Origin of the sequence: Novacetimonas hansenii, assembly GCF_014843995.1 — a bacterium.
GTDB lineage: Bacteria > Pseudomonadota > Alphaproteobacteria > Acetobacterales > Acetobacteraceae > Novacetimonas > Novacetimonas hansenii.
In genome coordinates this window covers 2023408-2046852 of sequence record NZ_CP062147.1, presented here as the reverse complement: position 1 = coordinate 2046852, position 23445 = coordinate 2023408, and the positions used below count along the sequence as shown (strand labels likewise).

At 53.6% G+C, this 23445-nt stretch carries 19 protein-coding genes and 1 pseudogene; 10 read left to right on the top strand and 10 right to left on the bottom strand.

The genetic code is table 11. From position 1 onward, the window contains the following. Positions 1–6 precede the first annotated feature (6 nt). Both IFJ82_RS08870 and IFJ82_RS08865 read right to left on the bottom strand, forming a co-directional pair. A complete protein-coding gene (locus tag IFJ82_RS08870) occupies positions 7–600 on the bottom strand; it encodes a TetR/AcrR family transcriptional regulator (RefSeq protein ID WP_192263944.1) in 594 nt (197 codons plus the stop codon). A gap of 73 nt (positions 601–673) precedes the next feature. Further along, on the bottom strand, positions 674–1579 hold the full coding sequence (locus IFJ82_RS08865) for a LysR family transcriptional regulator (protein ID WP_003619689.1): 906 nt from the start codon (positions 1577–1579) through the stop codon (positions 674–676). Positions 1580–1761: 182 nt separating this feature from the next. Here IFJ82_RS08865 and IFJ82_RS08860 point away from each other — a divergent pair, with 182 nt between their 5' ends. Both IFJ82_RS08860 and IFJ82_RS08855 read left to right on the top strand, forming a co-directional pair. After that, positions 1762–2766, top strand: a complete 1005-nt coding sequence (locus IFJ82_RS08860) for an aromatic ring-hydroxylating dioxygenase subunit alpha (protein WP_062809888.1) — start codon at positions 1762–1764, stop codon at positions 2764–2766. A gap of 14 nt (positions 2767–2780) precedes the next feature. Continuing rightward, positions 2781–3728, top strand: coding sequence for a PDR/VanB family oxidoreductase (locus tag IFJ82_RS08855; protein ID WP_192263941.1), 948 nt, complete (start codon positions 2781–2783; stop codon positions 3726–3728). A gap of 143 nt (positions 3729–3871) precedes the next feature. On the opposite strand, the gene IFJ82_RS08850 is transcribed toward IFJ82_RS08855, so the two are convergent. The 5 genes from IFJ82_RS08850 to IFJ82_RS08830 all read right to left on the bottom strand — a co-directional run bounded on the left by IFJ82_RS08850 (position 3872) and on the right by IFJ82_RS08830 (position 8850). Beyond that, positions 3872–6058 (bottom strand): pyrroloquinoline quinone-dependent dehydrogenase, encoded by a 2187-nt coding sequence (locus IFJ82_RS08850; protein WP_062808959.1) that lies wholly within the window; start codon positions 6056–6058, stop codon positions 3872–3874. Positions 6059–6072: 14 nt separating this feature from the next. Then, complete coding sequence (locus IFJ82_RS08845) at positions 6073–6459, bottom strand: hypothetical protein (RefSeq protein ID WP_062808960.1); 387 nt, start codon at positions 6457–6459, stop codon at positions 6073–6075. Between the two features lie 1044 nt (positions 6460–7503). Continuing rightward, entirely contained in the window at positions 7504–8100 is a 597-nt protein-coding gene (gene wrbA, locus IFJ82_RS08840) for an NAD(P)H:quinone oxidoreductase (protein ID WP_062808962.1), read from the bottom strand. 63 nt (positions 8101–8163) lie between these two features. After that, positions 8164–8517, bottom strand: a complete 354-nt coding sequence (locus IFJ82_RS08835; RefSeq protein WP_192263938.1) for a hypothetical protein — start codon at positions 8515–8517, stop codon at positions 8164–8166. 99 nt (positions 8518–8616) lie between these two features. Then, positions 8617–8850 carry a hypothetical protein gene (locus IFJ82_RS08830; protein ID WP_148424781.1) on the bottom strand — a complete coding sequence of 78 codons (234 nt, stop codon included), beginning with the start codon at positions 8848–8850 and terminating at the stop codon, positions 8617–8619. A 213-nt stretch (positions 8851–9063) separates the two neighbouring features. Between IFJ82_RS08830 and IFJ82_RS08825 the strand changes: the two genes are divergently transcribed. Then, entirely contained in the window at positions 9064–9834 is a 771-nt protein-coding gene (locus IFJ82_RS08825) for an SDR family oxidoreductase (RefSeq protein ID WP_192263935.1), read from the top strand. Between the two features lie 408 nt (positions 9835–10242). Here the strand turns inward: IFJ82_RS08825 and IFJ82_RS08820 are convergent, their stop codons facing one another. Both IFJ82_RS08820 and IFJ82_RS08815 read right to left on the bottom strand, forming a co-directional pair. Then, positions 10243–11310 carry an L-idonate 5-dehydrogenase gene (locus IFJ82_RS08820; protein WP_192263920.1) on the bottom strand — a complete coding sequence of 356 codons (1068 nt, stop codon included), beginning with the start codon at positions 11308–11310 and terminating at the stop codon, positions 10243–10245. Between the two features lie 131 nt (positions 11311–11441). Next, positions 11442–12890 (bottom strand): helix-turn-helix domain-containing protein, encoded by a 1449-nt coding sequence (locus IFJ82_RS08815; RefSeq protein ID WP_075596308.1) that lies wholly within the window; start codon positions 12888–12890, stop codon positions 11442–11444. Positions 12891–13266: 376 nt separating this feature from the next. On the opposite strand from IFJ82_RS08815, the gene IFJ82_RS08810 reads away from it, so the two are divergent. From IFJ82_RS08810 to IFJ82_RS08785, 6 genes are all read left to right on the top strand, one after another. Next, positions 13267–14190, top strand: a complete 924-nt coding sequence (locus IFJ82_RS08810; RefSeq protein ID WP_192263918.1) for an AMP-binding protein — start codon at positions 13267–13269, stop codon at positions 14188–14190. Positions 14191–14473: 283 nt separating this feature from the next. Next, the gene (locus tag IFJ82_RS08805) at positions 14474–15481 is read left to right on the top strand and encodes a Gfo/Idh/MocA family protein (RefSeq protein ID WP_192263902.1); all 1008 of its coding nucleotides are present in this window, start codon (positions 14474–14476) and stop codon (positions 15479–15481) included. Then, positions 15478–16878, top strand: a complete 1401-nt coding sequence (locus tag IFJ82_RS08800) for an MFS transporter (protein WP_048858867.1) — start codon at positions 15478–15480, stop codon at positions 16876–16878. The genes IFJ82_RS08805 and IFJ82_RS08800 overlap by 4 nt, the downstream gene beginning before the upstream one ends. Positions 16879–16906: 28 nt before the next feature. Then, positions 16907–17668, top strand: coding sequence for a 2-keto-4-pentenoate hydratase (locus IFJ82_RS08795; protein WP_062808765.1), 762 nt, complete (start codon positions 16907–16909; stop codon positions 17666–17668). Positions 17669–17686: 18 nt separating this feature from the next. After that, on the top strand, positions 17687–18616 hold the full coding sequence (locus IFJ82_RS08790) for a 2-hydroxyacid dehydrogenase (RefSeq protein ID WP_192263899.1): 930 nt from the start codon (positions 17687–17689) through the stop codon (positions 18614–18616). Between the two features lie 316 nt (positions 18617–18932). Then, positions 18933–20423: a carbohydrate porin gene (locus IFJ82_RS08785; protein ID WP_192263896.1), complete on the top strand. Its 1491-nt coding sequence runs from the start codon at positions 18933–18935 to the stop codon at positions 20421–20423. 101 nt (positions 20424–20524) lie between these two features. Here the strand turns inward: IFJ82_RS08785 and IFJ82_RS08780 are convergent. Further along, positions 20525–21016, bottom strand: a pseudogene (locus IFJ82_RS08780) (transposase). Between the two features lie 565 nt (positions 21017–21581). Between IFJ82_RS08780 and IFJ82_RS08775 the strand changes: the two are divergent. Further along, complete coding sequence (locus IFJ82_RS08775; protein ID WP_192263893.1) at positions 21582–23327, top strand: oleate hydratase; 1746 nt, start codon at positions 21582–21584, stop codon at positions 23325–23327. Positions 23328–23445 lie beyond the last annotated feature (118 nt).

Here is a 23445-nt window from a genome sequence, read left to right as displayed (position 1 = left end):
CCAGGATCAGATTTCCAGAAGTTGCCTGCTGGCCTGCCACGCATGGTCAAAAGGCGGGGAACTGTGTGTGATCTTGACCATCAGCGTTGATCCCAGCCAAAGCTGGTACAACGATGACGCCAGCATTCCGGCAGGTTGCGTGCTGCCGATGGAGCCTTCTTCCTGCCCGATGGCGATGACCGTGCTGATCCGCTCGATAACGGTGGCAGTACCAATTTCAAGGATGGCACGCATACGTTCGGACAGGTCAGACACTTCTGCCGCCAGTTTTACAATCAGGCATTTGTTCCCGACCTGTCCGTCGATATGGGTATCACGCCAGAACTGACAGTATCGGGTAATCCGCTGTGCGGCATTGCCGTCGCGGTTCCTGAGGATATCGTCTATCCTGATCAGGTATTCTTCCACATAGGTCCGCAGGAGTTCTTCGCCAAAGGCTTCCTTTGATTCAAAGTAATGATAAAATGACCCCTTGGGAATGTCCGCGACATCAAGGATCTGCGCCAGGCCGACGGCCGAGAAACCACGCTGGCCGATCAGCGGTCTTGCTGCCTGCAATATGTGCTGCCGGGCAGCGCGATGTTTCTCTGCGATCTTCATGTCAGCTTATATAAAAGAGGATATATGCCCTGTCCACAAAAAATTAGACCAGTCGTCTTTTTTGTGGGCGGGTTCAGATCGCATGCCGGGCCATGATATCCCCCATGAGAGTGCCGACCAGATGTGTAAGACGTGAGAGCTGCCGGGTGCGGTCATGTACCAGGGCCAGCGTCAGGTGCGGCATGTCGGTGCCGACAAGCGGTACAAAGGCCAGATCCCCGCGTGCCACTTCGGACATCACGTCAAGGGAACTCAGAAAACAGATCCCGATACCTGTGGTGACAAGGGAAATGATCATCTGCACATTGTTTGCCCGGGCGGCCACAGCCGGAACGATCCGGCCTGCCTCCATAAGGCATGTGAACATGGCGGCCAGTGCCAGCGGCTGTTCCGGCGCAATCATGGGATAGGTTGCGCATTGCGCCAGTGTGACGGCGCCATGTCGTGCCAGTGCGTGATCGGGCCGACAGGCAAAGCCAAGGGGAAAGGACATGCGTCGAATTATGACAAGGTCGCGTGTTTCTTCAGGGTCCAGCACAAGGGCGAGATCCCCTTCGCCAGACAGCAGGGTCGGACAGATCTGTCTGTTGTCGCGGATGTTCATGTCCAGAATCACGCCTGGATGGCTGTGTTTCATGCGGTTAACCAGTTCGGGCAGGAAGGTGCGTGACAGCGCCTCTGGCGCCAGCAGGTCAACCTGTCCACGCCGTATGCCCTTCAGGTCATCTATCTGGCGGTTGAGGTCGTCAAGATCCTTTCCCCATCGTCTGGCACATCCGTACAGCAGCTCTCCTGCCGCCGTCAGGCGCATGCCGCTGGGCAGGCGTTCAAAAAGTGGCGTCTGGAGCTGTTTTTCCCCCAACAGGATATGCCGGTTGATGGCGGAGCCGGCGATGCGGAGTTCTTCTGCCGCCTTACGTATGGATTTATGGCGCGCAACCGCCAGGAAATAGACAAGGAAGCGGGAGAACGGTTGCATGTGTGCTTATTTTGAGAATGGGAAATGATCAATTATGATATATCCGAGATCACATTGGTTGTGAAATGATCTTTCTCCAGATCCGCTGGACACAGTCCGGCGACCCTTCAGGAGGACCCGCCGTGACCACGACCACCCGCCCATGCCCGCCCAACAGCCCTGCCAATATCCTGCCACGGAACATGACGTTCGATGTGGATGACTGGAATATCCTTGCCAGATGCTGGTATCCGGTGGCCCTTGTGCGGGATCTGGGGGCGCAGCCGCTGTCCATGACATTGCTGGATGCCCCACTGGTTATCTATCGTGCGGGGGAAGGTGATATTGTGATTGCCGATGACCTGTGTCCCCATCGGGGCGTTCCACTCAGCATGGGGAAAGGGGATGGCCAGACGGTGGCGTGCGCGTATCATGGTTTCCGTTTTGGTGCGCAGGGGCGGTGTGTAAGGGTGCCGGCGCACCCCGACAGTGCCATTCCGTCGAAGCTGAACCTGCGTACCTATCCTGTGGCCGAACGTTATGGTCTGATCTGGACATGCCTGCGGCCGGAAGGCGAAGTGCCGGAAATCCCGCCCATGCCACACTGGGACGATCCTTCCTATCAGCAGATCAACTGTCCTTGGATCGATATCGCCGGTTTTGCCGGACGGCAGGTCGAGGGGTTTATTGACGTGGCCCATTTTGCCTTTGTCCATACCGATACGTTTGCCGACCCGGAAAATCCGGTCGTGCCCCCATACAGGACAAGGCTGACCCCTGACGGGTTTGAGGCGGAATACCGTAGCAACGTGGGGAATTACCCCATTGGCGTGACCGACAGGGGACGACCGGGTTTTGAATGGTTACGGCATTTCCGGGTCCATGTACCATTTACCGCAACATTGGAAATCCATTTCCCCGATAATGGGCGCCTTGTAATCATGAATGCGGCATCCCCTGTATCTGCGCGCAAGACGCGGATGTTTGCACCGATGTGTCGTAATTTCGACAAGGAATTGCCGCTGCAGGATGTCTACGATTTCAACCTGAGGGTTTTCGAAGAAGATCGTGCCCTGGTGGAGGCGCAGAGGCCCGAGAACCTGCCGCTTGATGTCACGCTGGAGGCCCATGTGATGGCGGACCGCAGTTCTATTGCCTATCGCCGTGCCCTGCGCACGATGGGGCTAAGCCAGTTTTTCACGGCGTGAAGGTAGCTGTGGCGATGTCTTCCCTGTTTCCTGTCCTTGTTGAAAGTGTCACGTCAGAAGGGGCCAGGTGCGTGCGCCTGCGTCTGGTGGCGCGCGCGGATGATGAAAACCTGCCAGGGTTTGAGCCTGGGGCGCATGTGGATATCATGACGCCGTCTGGCCTGATCCGGCAATATTCGCTGTGTGGTTCAGCGGATGATACTTCTGCTTATGAAGTGTGTATCAAGCATGACAATGCCACATCACGTGGTGGGTCAGCATCATTATGCACCCAAGTCAGCCCCGGCATGGAATTGCAGATATCCAGCCCGCGCAATGCGTTCACGTTGCCTGAGGCACGACGATATTCGCTTGTGGCGGGTGGGATCGGCATTACGCCGCTATTGCCGATGCTGCTGCGCCTTCAGCGTAACAATGCAGAATGGGAATTGCACTATTACACACGGGAACCGGAACAGGCCCCGTTTGCAGATATGCTCCGCAACAGTTCGTATCAGGAACATGTCCATTTCAGACGAAGCCTGCGGGAGGGATATCCCGATTGCCTGAACATGCCTTCACCCGATACGGCAATCATGCTGTGTGGGCCAGATGGGTTCATGAATGCCGTTTCTTCTCATGCTGTTGCTGCGGGCTGGCGCGCAGAGCAGATCCATACTGAATATTTCCGTCCCGCAGAGTCCTCCCATAGCCTTATGGACCAGCCATTTGAGGTTGTGTTGGCCCGATCCGGGCAAACCATCCGGGTCCAGGCAGGACAGAGTATCGCATCCGCCCTGCTGGCTGCGGGGATAGAAATCGATCTGGCATGTGAGCAGGGCATGTGTGGTGCATGTATCGTCCCGCTTCTGGCCGGGGTGGGCGATCATCGTGACGTGGTGCTGACACAAGAAGAGCAGGGTGGTCACATTGCCCTATGCTGTTCACGTAGTCGCACCCCTTCGTTGACTCTTGATCTGTGAGCGCACGAGCCTGTCAGGAAGAGTTCATATTTCAAAAAAAATTTTTATAATATATATCTTTTATAAATTATATATTCCTGTCGTAAAAAAACGGGACCGCATTGTGCGGTCCCGTTTCGCTGTGTCTGCAAGAGACCAGACGATCAGTTCGTATTATCCAGTGCATAGACCACGAGGTCATCCGTCACCGGTGTCATCATGAAGTGGTGTCCACCCGCCATGATGGCAACATACTGCTTGCCTTTATATTCATACGTCATGGGTGTGGCCTGCCCACCACCGGGCAAGACGTCATTCCACACTTCCTTACCTGTATGGATATCAAAGGCATGGATCATGTTGTCGGTTGTTGCCGCAACAAAGATCAGGCCACCGGCTGTGATGACCGGTCCACCATTGTTGGGCGTCCCGATATTCAGCGGCAGGTGCGTCGGCAGGCCAAATGGTCCGTTGGCACGCGCACTGCCCAACGGGCGCTGCCACAGTAATTTTTGGGTGTGCATGTCGATGGCTGTAATCATGCCATAGGGCGGGCGATTACACATCATGCCGGTATATTCATCCCAGAAGGGTGAAACCACGATACCATACGGGGTTTCGGCCATGGCGCCTGCGCCCTCTGCCCCACCGCCACCGGGTTTATAGTTGGGGTCATCCACCGGCATCAGGCCCAACTTATCGGCCTTCTTGCGGCTGACCAACTGGTCATACATCGGTGTATTGTTCCAGTTGGCGATCAGGATTCCGCTCTTTTCGTCATATGCCACACTGCCCCAGTCGGATCCCCCATTATAGCCTGGATATTCCAGCCACGGCTTATCGATGCTTGGCGGCGTGAATTCACCCACATAATGGGCACGACGGTATTTCAGGCGGCAGTAAAGCTGATCAATGGGGGACATACCCCACATATCGGTTTCCTTGAGCGGGGCGAAGCCAAGGCGTGGCATCCCCACCGACCAGGGCTGTGTGGGGGCACGCGTATCATCCGGGACCATGCCAGGAGAGGGCGCAGGGCGTTCTTCCACCGGCAGCACCGGATCACCTGTACGGCGGTCGAGTACAAAGGTCTGTCCGCGCTTGGTGGGCATGATCAATGCCGGGACCGTGGAGCCGTCAGGTCTGGTGAAATCCATCAGCGTGGGCTGCGACCCGATGTCGTAGTCCCATACGTCCTTATGCACAGTCTGGAACACCCAGCGTGGCTCGCCCGTTTTGACATCGATCGCGACAACGGCGGAGGAAACCTTGTTTTCCTCCGGGCTGCGCATGGCGCTGTAATAATCGGCCGCCGAATTTCCGGTGGGCACATAAACCAGCCCCAGTGCATTGTCGCCGATCATGGCTGCCCACGAATTGGGGGTGCCACGACTGTAATGTTCGCCTTCCTTTGGTTCACCATGTTCATGCGGGCGATTGACATCCCATGCCCACAGGAAGCGCCCGGTTTCGGCATCATATCCACGGATCACCCCAGAGGGGGCCCAGCGGCGCTGACCGTCAAGGATTTCCTGATTGGTGATGATCGCACCGTTGACGATGGGCGGCGGCGCAGTTTCAGCCACGAAACCGGGCACCGACTCACCCATGCCTTTCATCAGGTTGACCATGCCGTGCCAGCCAAACCCTTCACACACTTTGCCATCCTCGCTATCTACCTCGATCAGGCGTTCATCCAGCGTGGCTTCAAGGATACGGTGATGGCAATGCTCGCCTTCGGGCACGGTCGAGGACGTGTAGTACACAACTGCCTTGCATGCCGCCGTATAGGGAATGCTTTCATATTTCTCGTTGGCATGGAAGTGCCAGATTTCCTTGCCTGTGGCCGGGTCGATGCGCATCATGTCATTCAGTGCGGAACACATGTACAGCCCGTCTCCCACCTTGATGGGGGTGGTTTCGGCGGCCCATTTGTTCACCTGCCCCGGACCAGGCTTACTGCCGGTGTGATAGATGAAGGCACGCTTTAGATGGCCGATATTTTGTGGCGTGATCTGGTTAAGCGGGGAAAAACGGGTCGCCCTGTCATCACGGCCATAGCCGGGCCAGTCATCATGCGCCGGATTTGCCGTGACCTGTTCCACCATCGGGGTGGCTTCGCTGGGCTCGGCAGGTGGTCCGTCTGGAATGTTCGCGGCATTGACGCCCGGCCCCTGCGGCGCGTTGGGGGATGGTGCGGAAAATGCATCAGCCAAGGGGGCTGGTTCCGTGGGCGGGACCGTGGCGTTGTCCTTGCCGGGGGGCTGTTCGGCAGGGGGAACCTGCGCCAGGGCGACCGTACAGGACATGCCTGCGATGATTGTGGCGCCCAGCAGAAAGGAACGCAGCATCGGGGGGGTAGACATCATGCAATCTCCCGCACGTTAAGGGTACGCGCGTTCTGTATACGACGCAGGACCGGCAGGCTTAGCAATACGCCAATAGCCAGCAGGGTGGGGCCGAATACACGCGGCAACAGGCCCCAGCCGTCAAAACCGACTTCCCACAATGCCCACAGCCACGTGAACGCGACCGCCGCGAGGTAAAGCATACCCCCAGCAACCCGGCCCATGGCCATGAGAATGCCTGCCACCGTTACGGCAAGGCCAACAATGATGTAGTACCAAGACCCACCAAGGAACGCGAGTTCCGCACCCATATAAACAAGTGGCAGGCCCAGTAAGGTGATAATGATCGCAAGCCCAAGCGTCGCCCATCCACCGGCGGTTTGGGGGACTGTGAAAGCGGACATGATGGATGTTCCTCCAGTATTGGTGATGCGGAGGCTAATCCCACCTTTACTGAACGTGAAAAAACGAAGTCGTGAAAATGGTCACGAGTTTATGAGTATTGTTACTGCGTGAACTGTATTCCGCCAAAAAACCACGTATTTCATTCCATTTTTAACAGACAGACCTGCGGTTTTCGCACGGTTCCAAGATTGTTATTATTTTTTTATCTATGGAAGGAACTATTTTGAATTCAGAATAATATAGGAGACGTTAACCTTTTGGTCTTGGTCGGTATCATAAAGACCAATTAGTCTATTCCCTGACGGGGGTCACAGGAAATCAATAACCTGTAGTCTATTTTTTCCTGTCATCGCATTGGCGGCTGCCACAGTCCATGCAGGGACACTATATTCATTCCCCGATCTGGAAAAATGAAAATTATTTTGTATATTTTATTTATAAATTGTGAAATTTAAAAAAATATGTATATTATAAATAAAAATGGAAGAAATTTCCGGTATATGTCATCAGGTAATGATGGGTGATATATAACCATAATATCACAAGACCGTTTCATGGATGGCTGTGAAACTACGAATCATTTTCTAAAATATAATAAATAGGGGTATGCTATCGCCCGACAGTAAGAAAAATAAAGTTTCCTCATAGTCCCTATATCAAAGATAGGCGGTTCTCTTGACTCTTCACTCGGGAGTTTTCTGTGTCATTATCATTCACCCAATCAGGTTTGCATCTGAACTGGCGATTTCCTGCTGGATAATACCAACAGTTTGGTGGGGGGCGTGCAGAAACCGAAGCAAGCGGTGGTGTGCAATCATACATGATTGCAATCACGCGTAAGGCATGGATTTTTCTGGAATCCACGGCTTGCAACGGTCTGTTTTCAGGTCGATCAGGAACATTATTCCCGCACTGATCCGTGCCCTTATGACCTTGTATGTAGTCAATGTGTTTGAGCCAGTAGCATGACTGCATGAAAACTCTTGTGCAGGAAAGGCGCCAACCCTCTGGCCCATTATCTGGGCAAGAGGGCGTCCTGTCGTTTATGCAAGCTTTTTTGTGATTTCAGCGACATGCTGGCCAAGGAATGTTGCACCGTCACGTTCATTCGCACTTGGCTGCCGGGAGCCGTCGCCTGCGGCAATCGTTGTGGCGCCATAAGGAGAACCGCCGGTCACTTCATCAAGCTTGAGCTGGCCTTGGAAACTATAGGGAAGGCCAGTAATAATCATGCCATGGTGGATCAGGTTCGACATCAGCGAATAAAGAGTGGTTTCCTGCCCACCATGCTGGGACGCGGTGGAGGTGAATACCGCACCTACCTTGCCGATCAGGGCCCCACGCAACCACAGGCCACCGGTCTGGTCCCAAAAATTGGCCATCTGTGCCGGCAGGCGACCAAAGCGGGTGGGGGCACCGAGGATGATCGCGTCGTAATCCGCCAGTTCATCAATTGTCGCGATGGGGGCATCCTGTTCAACCTTGAAATGATGCGCACTGGCGACCTCTGGCGGAACAAGTTCAGGAACCCGCTTTACATTGGCTTCCAACCCTGCGGAGCGGACACCGTCTGCCACTGCATTTGCCATTGTTTCAATGTGACCATAGGATGAATAATAAAGCACAAGAACCTTGGGCATGGTTGAGACCTCTTGAGGATAGCATATGAACAGGATTTGCAGGCAACGTGCAAAGCCCCCCGATCATATATCCTTGCTTGCATCAGAACAGGCTAAATCCGGAAATGATGTGTTTCCATAAATTATTCCATTCCTTATTGAAGAATGACATGTAAATTCTATACCAGTTTTTGGAATGATTTTTACAGGCATTAAAAAATCGTGGTTGTTAAAAATCAATATAAAATAAAGATATTCATCAAAAAATTTTATGTTTTTGACAGCGGTATTTCCAAACGACCTTTTAGCCTCCAACCATAAACTACTTGGCAAAAGTTTTGTTTGCCCGGTTCCGCTGGGCAGCGCACTCATGCGTAAGGAAAGCGAGTAGAGCTTGCACAGCAGGGAATCGCCCGTGGCATGTGGGGAATACGGCATGAACGATCCCCGCTGTTGGGCTCCAGTCGGGCAGAACTGGTGCCAGATGCCAGGTCTCTATATCGCGTCAGATCATCATGATGGGAAACTGCACAATTCCTACCCCAGCAGGGGGGATTCACGCAGGATGGTCATGTCATCCGTGCCAACCAGGGAAGGGGAATGGTGGCGGTCTGTCACGGCAGCTTTTCCAATAGCAATGAATGCATTCCCCGGATCGGTTTGAAAATCGAGAGAGGGGTATCCGTTCAGGTCTGCGGTGGCAAGAAGACCATAGTACCTGTGCCGGGTTGCGACAGGGCATTGTATGCTGGTGTCAAGCGTGTGCATCACAAGATAAGGGAATGCCTGTGGGGGAGGGGACAGTACACGGTATGGTAGATTTTTTGAAAAAGATCTATTTGAATGAAAGTGGATCGAAAAAACTTTCCCCAGGATAGCTGCCATGCAGGACAAAATCCGGTGCCACGCGCATAGACGTGTGCAGCACAGGACCGATAATCCTGTTAGGGTAGTGAGACCTTAATAATGAAAGCAGGAATTACCATGCGGGATAATACGCTTTTCTCACTTGCGGGCAAACGGGCGCTTGTTACCGGCGCTTCGCGTGGTATCGGGCTGGCACTGGCCCGGGGGCTTGGGCAATACGGTGCGAAAATCGTGTTGAATGGTCGCACGCGTGAACCGTTGGAGGCAGCGCGCATGGTGTTGGATGGGGACGGGATTGAGGCTGTTACAGCCCGGTTCGATGTGACGGACCAAGATGCCGTCATCACCGGGGTTGAGGCGATCGAACGTGATCATGGTCCCATTGATATCCTGATCAATAATGCTGGAATCCAGCGTCGCGCACCGCTGGAACAGTTCAGCCGTAAGGATTGGGATGCGCTGATTGCGACCAATCTCAATGCGGTCTTTTTCGTAGGGCAGGCCGTGGCGCAACATATGTTGCCGCGCAAGCAGGGTAAGATCGTCAATATCTGCTCAGTCCAAAGTGAACTCGCACGTCCTGGGATCGCGCCATATACGGCAACCAAGGGGGCGGTAAAGAACCTGACCAAGGGAATGGCCACAGATTGGGCGCGGCACGGGTTGCAGGTCAATGGGCTGGCGCCTGGGTATTTTCAGACCGAAATGAATGAAAATCTTGTTGCTGATAAGGATTTTACGAAATGGTTATGTCAGCGTACCCCTGCGGGGCGGTGGGGACGGGTGGATGAACTTGTCGGGGCGGCAGTGTTTCTCTCCTCAGAGGCATCAAGTTTCGTAAATGGACATATTCTGATGGTCGACGGTGGTCTTACGTCATCAGTATGAGGTAAATTCTTAGTATAAAATTGTAGGTATTTTATAAATATTCACGAAATATCGTATTTTTATGAATTCAAGGATTGCGGCATTCAAAGAGATTTCAAACCCATCGGACATAAGGGGATGTTTGAAAACAAACCTTTTATAAAAAATAGAAAAATATTTCTGGAGTTGCCTTTTGATCGAAAAGGGGGGGGCGAAGATTTTTGAAAAAGATTCACCAAAAACTTTTATTATCTCAAGATTTTATCGGACTTATCTTTTCAAACAGTCTCCAAGCGTATCCGTTGAGGTCAAGCGGCTTTGAACGCCAAAATGAGCTTGACCACAACGGATACTTTAAGATTCTTCAATATTTTCCTGGTTGGATATTCTTTGAATTCTCTGCGCCTGATCGTAATCAAAGCAGGAGATTTACTCGTCTTGCAGGGAAAGTAATATTTTTGCAGCCTGCCTGCGATCCGGGGCAAGGGCAAAAGCTGAGGAAAAATCACTTAACGGGAATTTCTGCGTCACGAGGATATCGGCAATTTCTGGTTTTTCGGACAGCAGGGCAAGAGCAGCATCGAATTCCACATCAAATCGAAAGGTGCCACGGACATCTATTTCCCTGTTGATAATCAGGGCCATCGGCGCTGCAATATCACCCGGCGGGAACATACCAACCTGCACCAGTATGCCACCGCGCCGTGTGTGGGTAATCGCATGTGACAGGGCTGCCGGCACGCCAGTAGCTTCGAACAGGATGTCGAATTCGTCTCTAACCTCGACATTGCTGGTATTGTAACATGCATTGGCCCCAAGCAGTCGCGCGCGTTGCAGGGGAAAATCCACCAGATCGGTGACGACAATATGTCCGGCCCCATGATGGGCAAGGGCGGCCACCAGCAGCAGCCCAATCGGTCCGGCCCCCTGTACCATTACGGTGCGTCCCCGGACGTCACCCGCGCGTGCAACCGCATGTAACGCGACGGACAGGGGTTCCGCAAGGCAGGCACGGCATGTATCCAGTCCTGGTGGCAGGTGACGCAGTTGCGTTGCCGCCAGCACCATCGTGCGACGAAAGCCGCCATCGGTGTGGGGATCACGCGCTGCACTCCCCAGAAAACGTGTGTTGCGGCACAGGTTGCGTCGCCTCGCCATGCATTCGGGACAGGTGCCACAGGGACGGGCGGGATGAATCGCCACCGCATCGCCTGGCGCAAATCCCCTGACCTCGCTTCCTATACGAGCAATAATGCCGCTGACCTCATGTCCCAGAACCATGGGGCCGTGTAATACCGATGCCCCAACGCCGCCATGGGCAAGGTAATGCAGGTCAGAACCGCATATGCCACCCCATGCCATGTCCACCCAGACCTCATCGGGTGCGGGTTGGGGCAGGGGAACCGGCTCCAGCCGCAGGTCATGTGCGGCATGAATGACCAGTGATTCGGTCATGCTGGGGAAGGTTTTGTCGTCGTCGAAAGGATACATGTCCATGACATCGCCCGCATTTGACAAAATGCAGCATACTGATGGCATATTTACACCATCAGGTGCATGACGCACGCGCCGCGTGTCATGAACGCAGCCATGCAGGCAGGTTTCCATCATGCTCCATCACAGGTTGCCTATAATGCAGTGCGATATGGTGCGATGCCACGTCCTTCGTTATCGACATCAACACGATGACCCATCATCGGCAGGGCACGATGATGGCAGTGTTCGCGGGTGCATGCGCGACAGCCAGGACCAATGGGAATGATCATGCGCGGATCTTTCAGGTCCAGCCCCGCAGAATAGACGATCTGGGGCGCATCGGTGATGGAGCAGCCAAGGACCACAGCCGTCAGACGTGGCCGGTCAAGATAAGAGATGCTGTTGCGTCCGACCGTCCGCGCGATATTGAGATAGACCGCGCCGTCGGTCGTCTGGGATAGCTGGACCTGCACCTGCTGGGGGGTGCTGAAGGCGCGGAAAATGTTCCATAACGGACACGGACCGCCAAAGCGGGACTGTGTAAAGCGGTTCGCGCTGAAACTTTTGAGAATGTTTCCCGCGATATCCGTCTTCAGGAAATAAAAGGGGATCCCCTCATGCCCTGGGCGTTGCATGGTGCTCAGCCGGTGGCAGGCCTGCTCGAAACTGACACCGAAATGGCGTTGCAGCAGTTCCAGGTCATGGCGCACTTCATGTGCCGTAACACGAAACCGCTCATAAGGCAGAAGCAATGCGCCCGCGAAATAGTTGGTAAGGTACACGCGTGCCAATCCCCGCGCCTCACTTTCCTTCAGGCGTGAACGGCGGACTACGCGTGCGAACAGGCTTTGATGTTCGATCTGGCCCAATGCCTGTGCCATCCAGAACGTGCTACTTTCCGAAGGGGCAAGGCGTGACAGGAACAGGATGCGCTGGCGACGGTCGATGTGCCACATCAGGCCCTTCTGACTCAGGTTGAGGTCGATTTCGGTACGGATGCCATGGCGGTCAAGCAGGTAGCGGGCAAGCTGCTCACCAGGACTGCCTTCATCAAGGCGCATCATCTCGAATTGCTGTTCCGCACAGCGATCAATCTCGTCAAAATAGTTACGTTGCGCCTGAACCCAGTCATTCACGGCTTCATAAGGTTCAACCCGATCGGGGCCGTCATGCTGCATTGCGCGTGATGATGCAGATCCTCCCCCGATCAGTGCTGCTTCGGCATGTTCTTGCCGCAGGAGATAGGCGCGATAAAGCCGCACGAACTGCGCACACAGGTCTGGGGCCACACGCATGGCGGCGTGAATACTGTCAAGCCGTATGGCATCCATGTCAAATACGGGATCAGCCAGAATTTCCCGCACGGCCTGTATACCGCGGGTTTCTTCGGTATCACTGAAATAATCCGCACCAACGGAGAAGAGAGTGCACAGCGCGCCAAGCAATGTAATGGGAAGCGGTCGTGTATCATGTTCAATCTGGTTCAGGTAACTGGCGGAAATACCCAGTCGCTGCGCCAGTGCGCTTTGTGTCATTCCGACGCGGTGTCGCTGATGACGGATACGTGATCCGGTAAAGGTTTTGGTGGCGGCTTTTTTCATCTTCGCAATCTTTGCAATTCGCGGCGCGGCATTCGCCCCTTTAAACGGCAAAACATCTTTCGTCCACAATCAGGATTTGCCAAAGTCTGGGTAACAAAAAAAACAAGAGCAGAAAACATGAAGCGCCATGACGGAACAAAAACAATTATAAAATAAACATGTTCCGCAAAACATAACGTGCGGATTGTGCTTTCTGGCACGGCCTGCCGGACATGAAACATCGTTTGTGCAATGTCCGGCAGGCTGCATGCCATACTGCATCCCTGCTCTTGCCTATTGTGATGCACTTCGTACGCAATCTTTCCCGCCGGTCTATTCGTCGCGGTTTCCTGGGTGGTGGATGCGGGCGCAACCCGATGGATTAAGGAACAGGACCATGATCAGCATGAATTATGAAAATTCCGCCCTTCGGTCAGTTCCCCGTACGGGGGCGGCCCTCCCGCAACAGCCCCCTACGGCTGGAAAGCATCGTTTCCGCCCGCAGCCTGATCATGGTCGCAGGGCATTGAATGTGTCCGCCCTGTGTGTTGACCGCCACCTGGGTGATTGTCCAGACCGGGCGGCCGTGATTATCCGCACCAATGCAGGCGCGGAGGCGGTGTGTTATCGCGAACTGCACGAACGTGTCTGCCGCCTTGCGAATGCGCTGAAGGATCAGGGTGTGCAGCGTGGTGACAGGGTCGCAATTCACCTGCCTCTGATGGTTGAAAGCATCGTGGCGCTGCTGGCCTGTGCCCGTATTGGTGCGGTGCATGTCGTGCTGGACACGGAACTTGATGCACATTCAATGGCGGAACGTCTGATGGAATGTGGCGCGGTTGCCGTCCTGACGGGGGATGGTATCGGTGGCGCGTCCGGTCCCGTTCCGCTGAAGGCTACGTTGGATGGTGCGCTGGAAATTGCGGGGACGCGGGCGCGGGTGCATCTGGTTCTGGTTACTGCCATCAACGGTGCGGAAATTACGATGACGGCCGGTCGTGACCATTATTATGATGCCATGGTGGACTGGTATGAACCTGATTTCCCGCCAGAAGCCATGTACCGCGACGATCCGTTATTCGTGCTCTATTCCTCTGTTGGTCGCAATGGTGCCTGCGCTGTAACCCATACGGTGGGGGATTACAGGCGCATGGCGTCCGATGCCATGGAAATGGCATATCCATACACCGACGCCGATGTTCCCTCTGGCCTGCTCAGCATGGCGTGGAATGCGGGACAGACGCCCCTTCTGGTGGGGCTTCTGGCGCATGGTGGTACCATCATAACCACGACGGAGGCGCTGATGACCCTGCCGAGCTGAGACAAGTATTCCCACTTGCGCAAAAAGACAGGCAGGGCGACGAAGGATCGGGTGTAGGGCCAGAAACCTGATCCTTTTTTCACGATATTGTTTTTATCGTTGGAAAACCTGCCTGTCAGGGTGGCGTTAAAGTTCATGATTGCCAAAATCAGAACTTCCACCAACAGGTTAATAAAAACCATCGTTACATACGTAACATTCCCAAACTGAATATAAAAATAATACAGACCTGCACGAAGCCGTGCCAGAGACGGGGAGGGCACGTGATGCCCGTGGCTATTCAATGAATGAACATATCGGCTGGGCCCTGATCGGCGCAAGTAACGTCGCCAGGCAATGGATTGTGGATGCCATTCGTGTACAGAATGACAGCAGCATTGTAACCGTCCTGAGTTCCAGTGAAGAACGTGGGGCGAAGTTCGCAAATGAAAAAGCCATTCCTGCACATGTGACAGATATTGGCGCAATCCTTGCTGATGACAGGGTGAATGCCGTTTATATCAGCACTGCCAATCAGTTTCACCATGCGCAGACCATGGCTGCTGCGGCGGCAGGTAAACACGTGCTCTGCGAGAAGCCGCTCGCCCTTCGTGTCACCGACGCGCATGACATGATTGCCGCGTGTCGTACGGCAGGGGTGGTGCTGGGGATCAATCATCACCTGCGCTGCAACGCCATGCACCAGGAACTGCGTCGGCTTCTGGCGGAAGGTGCCATCGGGCGGCTTAACGCCGTACGTGTGTTCCACGCCAATTTCCTGGCCCAGGCCCTGCATGGCTGGCGGATCAATGATGCGGGTGGTGGCGGGCTGATCCTTGACAGCACGATCCATGATATTGACACGCTCCGCTTCTTGATCGGCAGCAACCCGACCCACGTCATGGCCATGACGCAAAGCGGTCGTTTGGCTCATGACGGGGTGGAAGATGGCATCATGGTCATTATGCGTTTTCCCGGTGACGTGCTGGTGCAGATCCATGGATCCTATACCGTGCCATTTTCAGAAGGCGGCGTGGAATTTTATGGCAGCGATGGTGTCCTTGTCGGTCGCGATTGCATGAGCCAACGGCCTGCGGGTCGGCTGTTTATCCGTAATGCCGATGGGGAACGTGAAATACCCATCCATCACCACAATCTCTATCACTATGCACTTGCCACCTTCAGCGGTGCGGTGCGGGGCAGGGGACAGCCTGCCGCCACTGGCGAAGATGGACTGGCCGCGCTTGCCATAGCGCTGGCCATTCGTGAATCGGCCCTGACGGGCCGTCAGATCGAAGTGGACATTCCATGACACAGGCAGCATTCGGGGCCGTCGGTGCGGACGGTCGGATAATACGGGGCGCGGGCGCAACACGAATGGCCCTGAGCGTAAGCGAACTGCGACGTGCGGCATGGACGTGCTCGCTGGGCAGTGCGCTCGAATATTACGATTTCGCGCTCTACAGCCTTGCATCCGCACTGGTGTTCGGACCGCTCTTCTTTCCGTCGGTTTCCCCTGTGACGAGCCTCATTGCCAGCTTTGCAACCTATTTCGTCGGGTTTGCCGTAAGGCCTGTCGGTGGCATTATTTTTGGCACGTTGGGTGATACTATCGGGCGCAAGAAAGTCCTGCTCATCACGGTAACGCTGATGGGTCTTGCAAGCACGGGCATCGGCCTGATCCCCACGTACCAGACAATAGGGGTATGGGCCCCTGTCCTGCTGGTCACAGCGCGGGTGCTGCAGGGACTTGGCGCCGGGGCAGAGCAGGCAGGCGCGGCCGTGATGATGACGGAATATGCCCCGGCAGGACATCGTGGATTCTATGCCTCGCTACCGTTCCTTGGCATCCAGATCGGCACCATCATTGCCGCCATTGTCTATTGCGGCCTGTTGTTTGGCGTGACGGACATTACGCATTCATGGGTCTGGCGTGTTCCGTTCCTGGTCAGCGCCGTGATCCTGGTGGTTGCCCTCTATATGCGCCTCAAGCTGAAGGAATCGCCGACGTTCGAGAAAATCCAGCGTAAGACGCAAGAAGAGCATGAAGCCCTGGCTGTGGTCATCCGTACCTCATGGCGGACCATCATTGCGGGGATTGGCGTCAGGATGGCGGAAAATGGCGGCTCATCCATCTATCAGGTGCTGGCGATCAGCTATATCGTCAATACGATGGGCCTGCCGGGCCTGTGGGGCACGTCGGCCCTGATAACGGCTGCCGTGGTGGGCGGATTTACCGTGCCCATCGCCGGGTTGCTGAGCGATCGGTTCGGACGCATAAAAGTCTATCGCAGTTTTGCGATCCTGCAGGGCGTCACGGCGTTTCCCGTATGGTATGCTTTCAGCACGGGTCGCCCGCTGCTGGCCGTGCTTGCGCTGTCGATGGGACTGGGGATAACGACATGGGGCATGTTTGGGACACAGGCGGCGATGCTGCCGGAAATGTTCGGCGCACGTCATCGCTACATGGCGGTATCCATGTCACGCGAAGTATCGGCCGTAATAGCCGGTGGCGTGACGCCTTTGGTGGGGTCATTCATCATTCGCTGGGTCGCGGCATTCCATCCCGATGCGGTTCATCCCGGACAGATGGCGTGGCTGCCGATCGCTGGATATGTCGTCCTTCTTTCGATGACCACAATTGCAACCACGTTCTTTATTCCGGAATGCCGCAACCGCGATCTGCTTGAGCAGAACGATATTTTGTAAATTTTTATGATTAGACGGAAATGTAACAATGACTGATGTTGTCTCGACCGACGTGGTACATCTGCTGTTATCGGTGCGAAATGGCAAAACACCACCACCGGCACATGTGGATGATAATCTTGTGCCTTTGTCGATTGAAGATGCCTATCGTATCCAGGACGAGGTTGCGCAGCATCTTGGGCCGATTGTGGGGTGGAAGGTCGGGGCGCAGACGCCATCATCGGAACCGTTCTGTGCCCCCATCCATGCATCAACTCTCTTCAACGATGGTGCGACAGTCCCGCATGGACTGTGTCGCCATCTGGGCGTTGAGGCGGAAATAGCCTATCGCTTTGCCCGGGCTCTGCCCCCGCGTGAGCGGGATTGGACACGTGATGAGGTCATGGACAGGATCGGTACTATCCATCCTGTTATCGAGATTCTGGACACACGTTTCGAAACACCGGGATCACAGCATAAATTTCTGCACACTGCCGACCAGCAGAGTCATGGCGCACTGATCGTCGGGCCGGGGGTCGCCGAGTGGCGAAAATATAACCCTGTCGTGGAGCATGTGCGCCTTAGCATCAATGACGAGACTGTTGCCGAGCATGTGGGGGGAAACTCCGCCGGTGACCCGCTTCGTCTTCTGGTATGGCTTGCCAATCACGCCTCGCGCCGCAATCTGGGTATTGATGCGGGAAGTATCGTTACAACTGGTTCCACCACCGGGACTATCTTTGTGGATCATGGTGCGAGGGTCAGCGCAAGCTTCCCTGCCATTGGGTCCGTACATACCATTCTTGCCTGAAACAGGAGACAATACATCATGAAGCCTGAAATCCTGTTAATTGAACCGATGATGCCTGGAGTTGAAAAGCAGCTTGATGCGGCTTATACTGTTCATCGCTTTACCTCTGTGGAGCAATTGGAGGCGATTGCCCCCAACATACGTGCGATTGCAACGGGCGGGGCGACAGGTGTGCCCGCGCCGGTCATGAACAGCCTGCCCGCACTTGAAATCATTGCCATAAATGGTATTGGCACTGATGCCGTGGACTTGAAGGAAGCCCGGCGGCGGCATATTCATGTCACGACGACGCCAGGTGTCCTGACCGATGATGTGGCAGACATGGCGCTGGGTCTGATTCTGTCCCTGCTGCGTGGATTGCCAGAAAGTGATCGGTATGTGCGTGATGGTGCGTGGGGTCATTCACCCGCACCGGCCCTTGGTCATAAGGTCACAGGAAAAAAGCTGGGCATTATCGGAATGGGGCAGGTCGGTCGAGCGATTGCCCGGCGCGCCCAAGCTTTCTCAATGCCCATATCCTACACCGACCTGAAGGATTTCGGGCTGGATGAATATCATTTTGTTCCTGACCTGAAGGCATTGGCGCTGGAGAGTGAGATCCTTGTGATTGCTGCATCCGGTGGGCCCGGGTCGCGGCATCTGGTGAATCGCGATATTCTTGATGCGGTAGGAACGCATGGGGTCGTTGTGAATGTCGCCCGTGGTTCAGTCGTGGACGAGCAGGCATTGGTGCAGGCGTTGGAAGAAGGAACATTGGGGGGCGCAGCCCTTGATGTGTTCGAACATGAACCCAATGTGCCAACTGCCCTGATGCATTCCAATCGCACCGTGCTGCAGCCCCATCGCGCAAGCGCTACGGTGGAGACGCGTCTGGAAATGGGTAATCTGGTCGTGCGCAACCTTGCAGCTCATTTTGCAGGGCAGGCATTGCTGACGGCCGTTATCTGATTGTAACGGCTTTGCGACCGTATGATTCTCAACGCGAGAAACAGCGGCTGCTTAAAATAGATTATTAATGAGAGTAATAATATTCCCTAGATGTCGCCTGTTTATACAGGCGACATCCTATCGGGAATTTTGGTAACGGACTCAGCAGATTTTGTGTGAGTCAGATTTTTTCAGGGTTTTCTGAAGAAATAACAAATATCAGAAAGAAAATGTTTCTGGAATTATGACCTGTCAGAGCGGGTCTGTGACCAGGAACTTATTTTTCTCATTGTGTATTCTGATAGTGACCAAGTAAAATTATATCGGGGCCAGATGGATGATTGCATTTTTTGCAATGCGTAAAAACACATGTTGTCATGGATGGTCTTTTGTCAAAACGACCCTGATATTCGGTGCTCTCGTCACTATATCATCAGTACAGGCGCTGGCGCAGACTTTTCAGGACAATTCAAACAGTGATGCCAGATTGCGTGTCGCGACACCGCTGATGGCCAATCCCTCCAGCAAGCCTGTAGTCCCCCCCTTTTCACGGCCAGAAGCCCTGTTTACCAACCCGTTTGGCATGACGTCATGGCTACGGTCGCGGGGGGTTGCCCTGACCATGGACAATACCAATGAATATACAGATGCTCTTTCCGCCCCTACAGCCGGTCATCCGAATTACCGGCAGGGATCAAGTAATGCAGGTCAGGTCAATACTGCCCTGCATATTAACTGGGATAAGATACTGGGTCTAAAGGGCTTTGCCACGCATACGCTTTTTACCAGCAGGTATGGCACAACGGCCAATCGCATGATGGGAGACTGGCTGGCGCATTCGTCGGAAATATATGGGGGCGGAGGTAATGTCGTCGTCCACCTGGTTACGGCTTATGGAGAAGAAAACCTGCTTGGGGGGCGCGTTAGTATTGCTGGAGGACGTCTAACGGAAATGAGCGAGTTCAGCGCCAGTTCTCTTTTTTGCAATTTCCAGAATAACAGTTTTTGTGGACGGCCAAAGGCTGCGATTGATAACCAGTACATCACCTCCTATCCCGCTGGGGAATGGGGATTTCGTGTCCGCGGACGTCCATCACGTTATACCTACATACAGGCAGGTGTTTATTTCGCTGAACGCGGAATATATGCCAACAGCCAACATAGGACCGGATTTCATTTTAATTCATCGAATATTGTTGGTCAGTTGGCCCCCATTGAACTTGGGTGGGAGCCTGTATTGGGAAGCAAACATGAATTACCTGGACATTACAAGATTGGTGGACAGCTTATTTCAGCCCCCAACCCCGATAATTACTATGACGTAAATGGACAACCTTATGCCCTGTCGGGAAGGGCAGCCCGTAATCACCAACAGACATGGAGTACATGGCTGGAAGTAGATCAAAAAATTCTCCATCATCCCTATTCCAACTCTGAAGGTGGACTGACGGTCATGGGGGGAGTGATCTATAATGATCCTCGTACATCCTTGCGTAATTACGAAACATATGTAGCATTTGTAGATCGCGGTTTTATTAGAAGCAGACCGTACGATGCTTTTGGCATGGTGATGACATATGTGAAGATTGCTCCGGGAGTTTCGGATACGGATATACTTGATCTCTCCATGATACCGGCAAGGACTGCCCCCAATCATGCAACCGGCGTGCAGGGACATGCAACGATATTCGAGACGAATTACCAGATCCATGTCATGCGTGGTGTCGTACTGGCACCAGATTTTCAGATATATTTTCATCCCAATGCACAAAGAAACCTGAAAAATGTTGAATTTATAGGGTTTAAGTCCCAGATACAGATAATGTAATGTATAATTTACAGAATGTTTTCCGTAATATTTGCAAAGTATCATTCCATGAATGATGGGATGTGTCGTATTATTATTGGCATAAATACGATTTTAAAATTTCATAATTTATATGAATGGATGGTCATCAACCAGACGTGGGATAACGATATTGTTGCCTCGACATCCTTCGTGAGGCGACGGCAACGTCACGAGCCATGTAAAGTTCGCGCAACGATCCAGCGTTTGGGCAGGACGGCGAAGCCTTCGGCCTGATCGCTGCGTTTGACGCCTCGATCATCCATCGACCAAGTTCAACCAGCGCACCACGCAATTTCTATCCCCTGTCACTGATCAGATGGCGAAACCAGGGCAACAAAGACCTGATTTAGGCCGCTAGGAGCGGAACGCCGTCGCAAGCCTGTATGTCGGCAGGATGTACTATGGCCGCGACGATATAGAGGATCGCCTCCATGACCCGGCGCAAAATCCGTAAGTCGTGGTCTGCCCGGTCGTTTCTTCCTGGACATCAGCGGCGCAATCAGTGCCCACTGCGCATCGCGCAGGTCGCTTGCATAGTTTAGGTCGTCCCTTTGATACTGCGCTCGGGTGATTTCAGTTCAGGTCATCTTGATCTCATCAGGTTCTCGCAACCCCATGAATCATAACCGGCTCAAATCGCTAAACTTATTTTCGGTCAGGTACTAAGGCAAGTGGGTATCCGTTACCTGATATTTCTATAATGTCATATAGCAATATGCGGATCAGTCAGGCGAAGAGAATTATCATGGCAAAATGTGAAACCTGTGGGGCCGAATTTTCCTGTCAACCAAATGGAGCATGCTGGTGCATGGAACGTCTGCCTGTCCTGCCTGTACCCATAGATGCGCCATCGGGATGCTTTTGCCCAACATGTCTGGATAAGATGTCACTGTCTTATAAAAAAGAATAGTAATTAATGATTTTATAAATATTCGCATATAAAATATTATTATAAACCAAGTAAATTGCAAAGGAAATTTTGTGATCCCTGTATTATCAAAAGATATGATATGCATCGTTTGACCCTGCGCAATTGATTTATATCAACGACAGGCGAAGCTAAAGAAGCACGCTATGGCTATAAAGGGTTTGAAATGGATGGGCTATGCAATGGCCCCAACAGAGGCATAATATCCCATGAGATACGCCCACAGCAATTATGAAGCCTTTGTAAGGCCAGAAAAACCTGCCGGGATCGAGACACGTTCCGCATGGATTGTGGGTAGTGGCCTTGGGGGGATGGCAGCAGCAGCCTTTCTGGTTCGTGATGCGCAGATGCCCCCGTCACGTATCACCATATTGGAATCTTCAGATGCTGATGGCGGCGCGCTTGATGGTGCAGGCAATGCACAGACCGGTTGGCTTATTCGCGGCGGTCGGGAAATGGAGGAACAGTTTCAGTGCCTGTGGGATCTGTACCGGTCCATTCCTTCTCTGGAGGTTGCCGGGGCGTCCGTACTGGATGAATTCCATCGTTTGAATCGGACGGACCCAAGCAGTAGCCCAATACGGGCCATGTGTGGGCGTGGCCAGCCCCTGCCTGATCGGGGCAGCCTGAAACTGACAGGTGGGGCGCGACGGGAAATTATCTCACTGATCCTGACGGATGAAGAAAAGCTGGCTGATAGAACAATTGAAGATGTTCTGTCAGAAGAGTTCATAAAATCGAACTTCTGGTTATTCTGGCGTTCCATGTTCGCATTCGAAACATGGCATAGCGCAATAGAAATGAAGCGTTATCTTGGGCGTTTTGTCCATCAGATCCTTGGCCTCAAGGATCTGCATACGCTGAAATTTACCCGTTTCAATCAGCAGGAGTCCCTCAGTCGACCGCTTGCTACGTGGCTTGCTGGACAGGGTGTCGTATTCCGACACGATGTGTGTGTAACCAATGTGCAGGTTGATATATCGGGGGAAGCGAAGGCCGCAACCCGTATCGAATGGCTGGAGAAAGGGCAGGCAGGGGGCACCGATCTTGGTGGTGGCGACCTTGTTTTCGTTACCAATGGGTCGATGGTGGAAAATTCCCGCTGGGGTGATCATCATACGCCTGCACCGGTGGATGTGACCATTGCACAAGGCGGGACATGGCAGCTATGGCGTAATATCGCGCAACAGGATCCGGCATTTGGTCGGCCAGACGTATTTTGTGGAGATACCATGAAATCCCGGTGGGAGTCCGCAACCGTTACGACGCTGGATGCGCGTATTCCTGCCCTTGTGTACAAAATCACGGGTCGTGACCCTTTTTCCGGTCGCACCGTGACAGGGGGGCCAGTTACCATCGCAGATTCCGCATGGCTTATGAGTTGGGTCGTCAGCCGCCAGCCACACTTCAAAGGCCAGCCAGAAGGGCAGATGGTGGCGTGGCTTTATGGCCTGTTCAGCGATGTACCTGGGAATTACGTAAAGAAGCCGATGCAGGAATGCACGGGGGAGGAGATTACCCGCGAATGGCTGTTTCACATGGGCGTGCCGGATGAAGAGATTGATGACATGGCGGCAACAGGCGCCCTGACACGTCCATGCATGATGCCATTCATTACGGCGCAGTTTATGCCGCGTTCCAGTGGAGATCGACCGCAGGTGGTGCCACAAGGCAGTGTCAACCTTGCCTTTTTGGGACAGTTTGCAGAAACACCACGTGATACTGTATTTACCACGGAATATTCTGTTCGTACCGCGATGGAGGCGGTTTATACGCTCCTCGATATTGATCGCGCCGTACCGGAAGTTTTTAGTAGCATTTATGATGTGCGCATGCTGCTGCAGGCGGCAGCGGAATTGCGCGATGGCAGAAAAGTCCCGGCGTCGGGTGTGGTACGCCATCTGGTCACAGGAACAGAAATTGGCGATTTATTGGAACGCTATGGACTGATTTGAAAGACAGGACCGACCCGGAAAGGCGGTCCTGTCTATGGTTTATGCTGGACAGGGTATTTTGGGGATATGGGAAAGAGGCCAAGTTGCAATCGCATCTCTGGGACTGAAAGATGCGGAC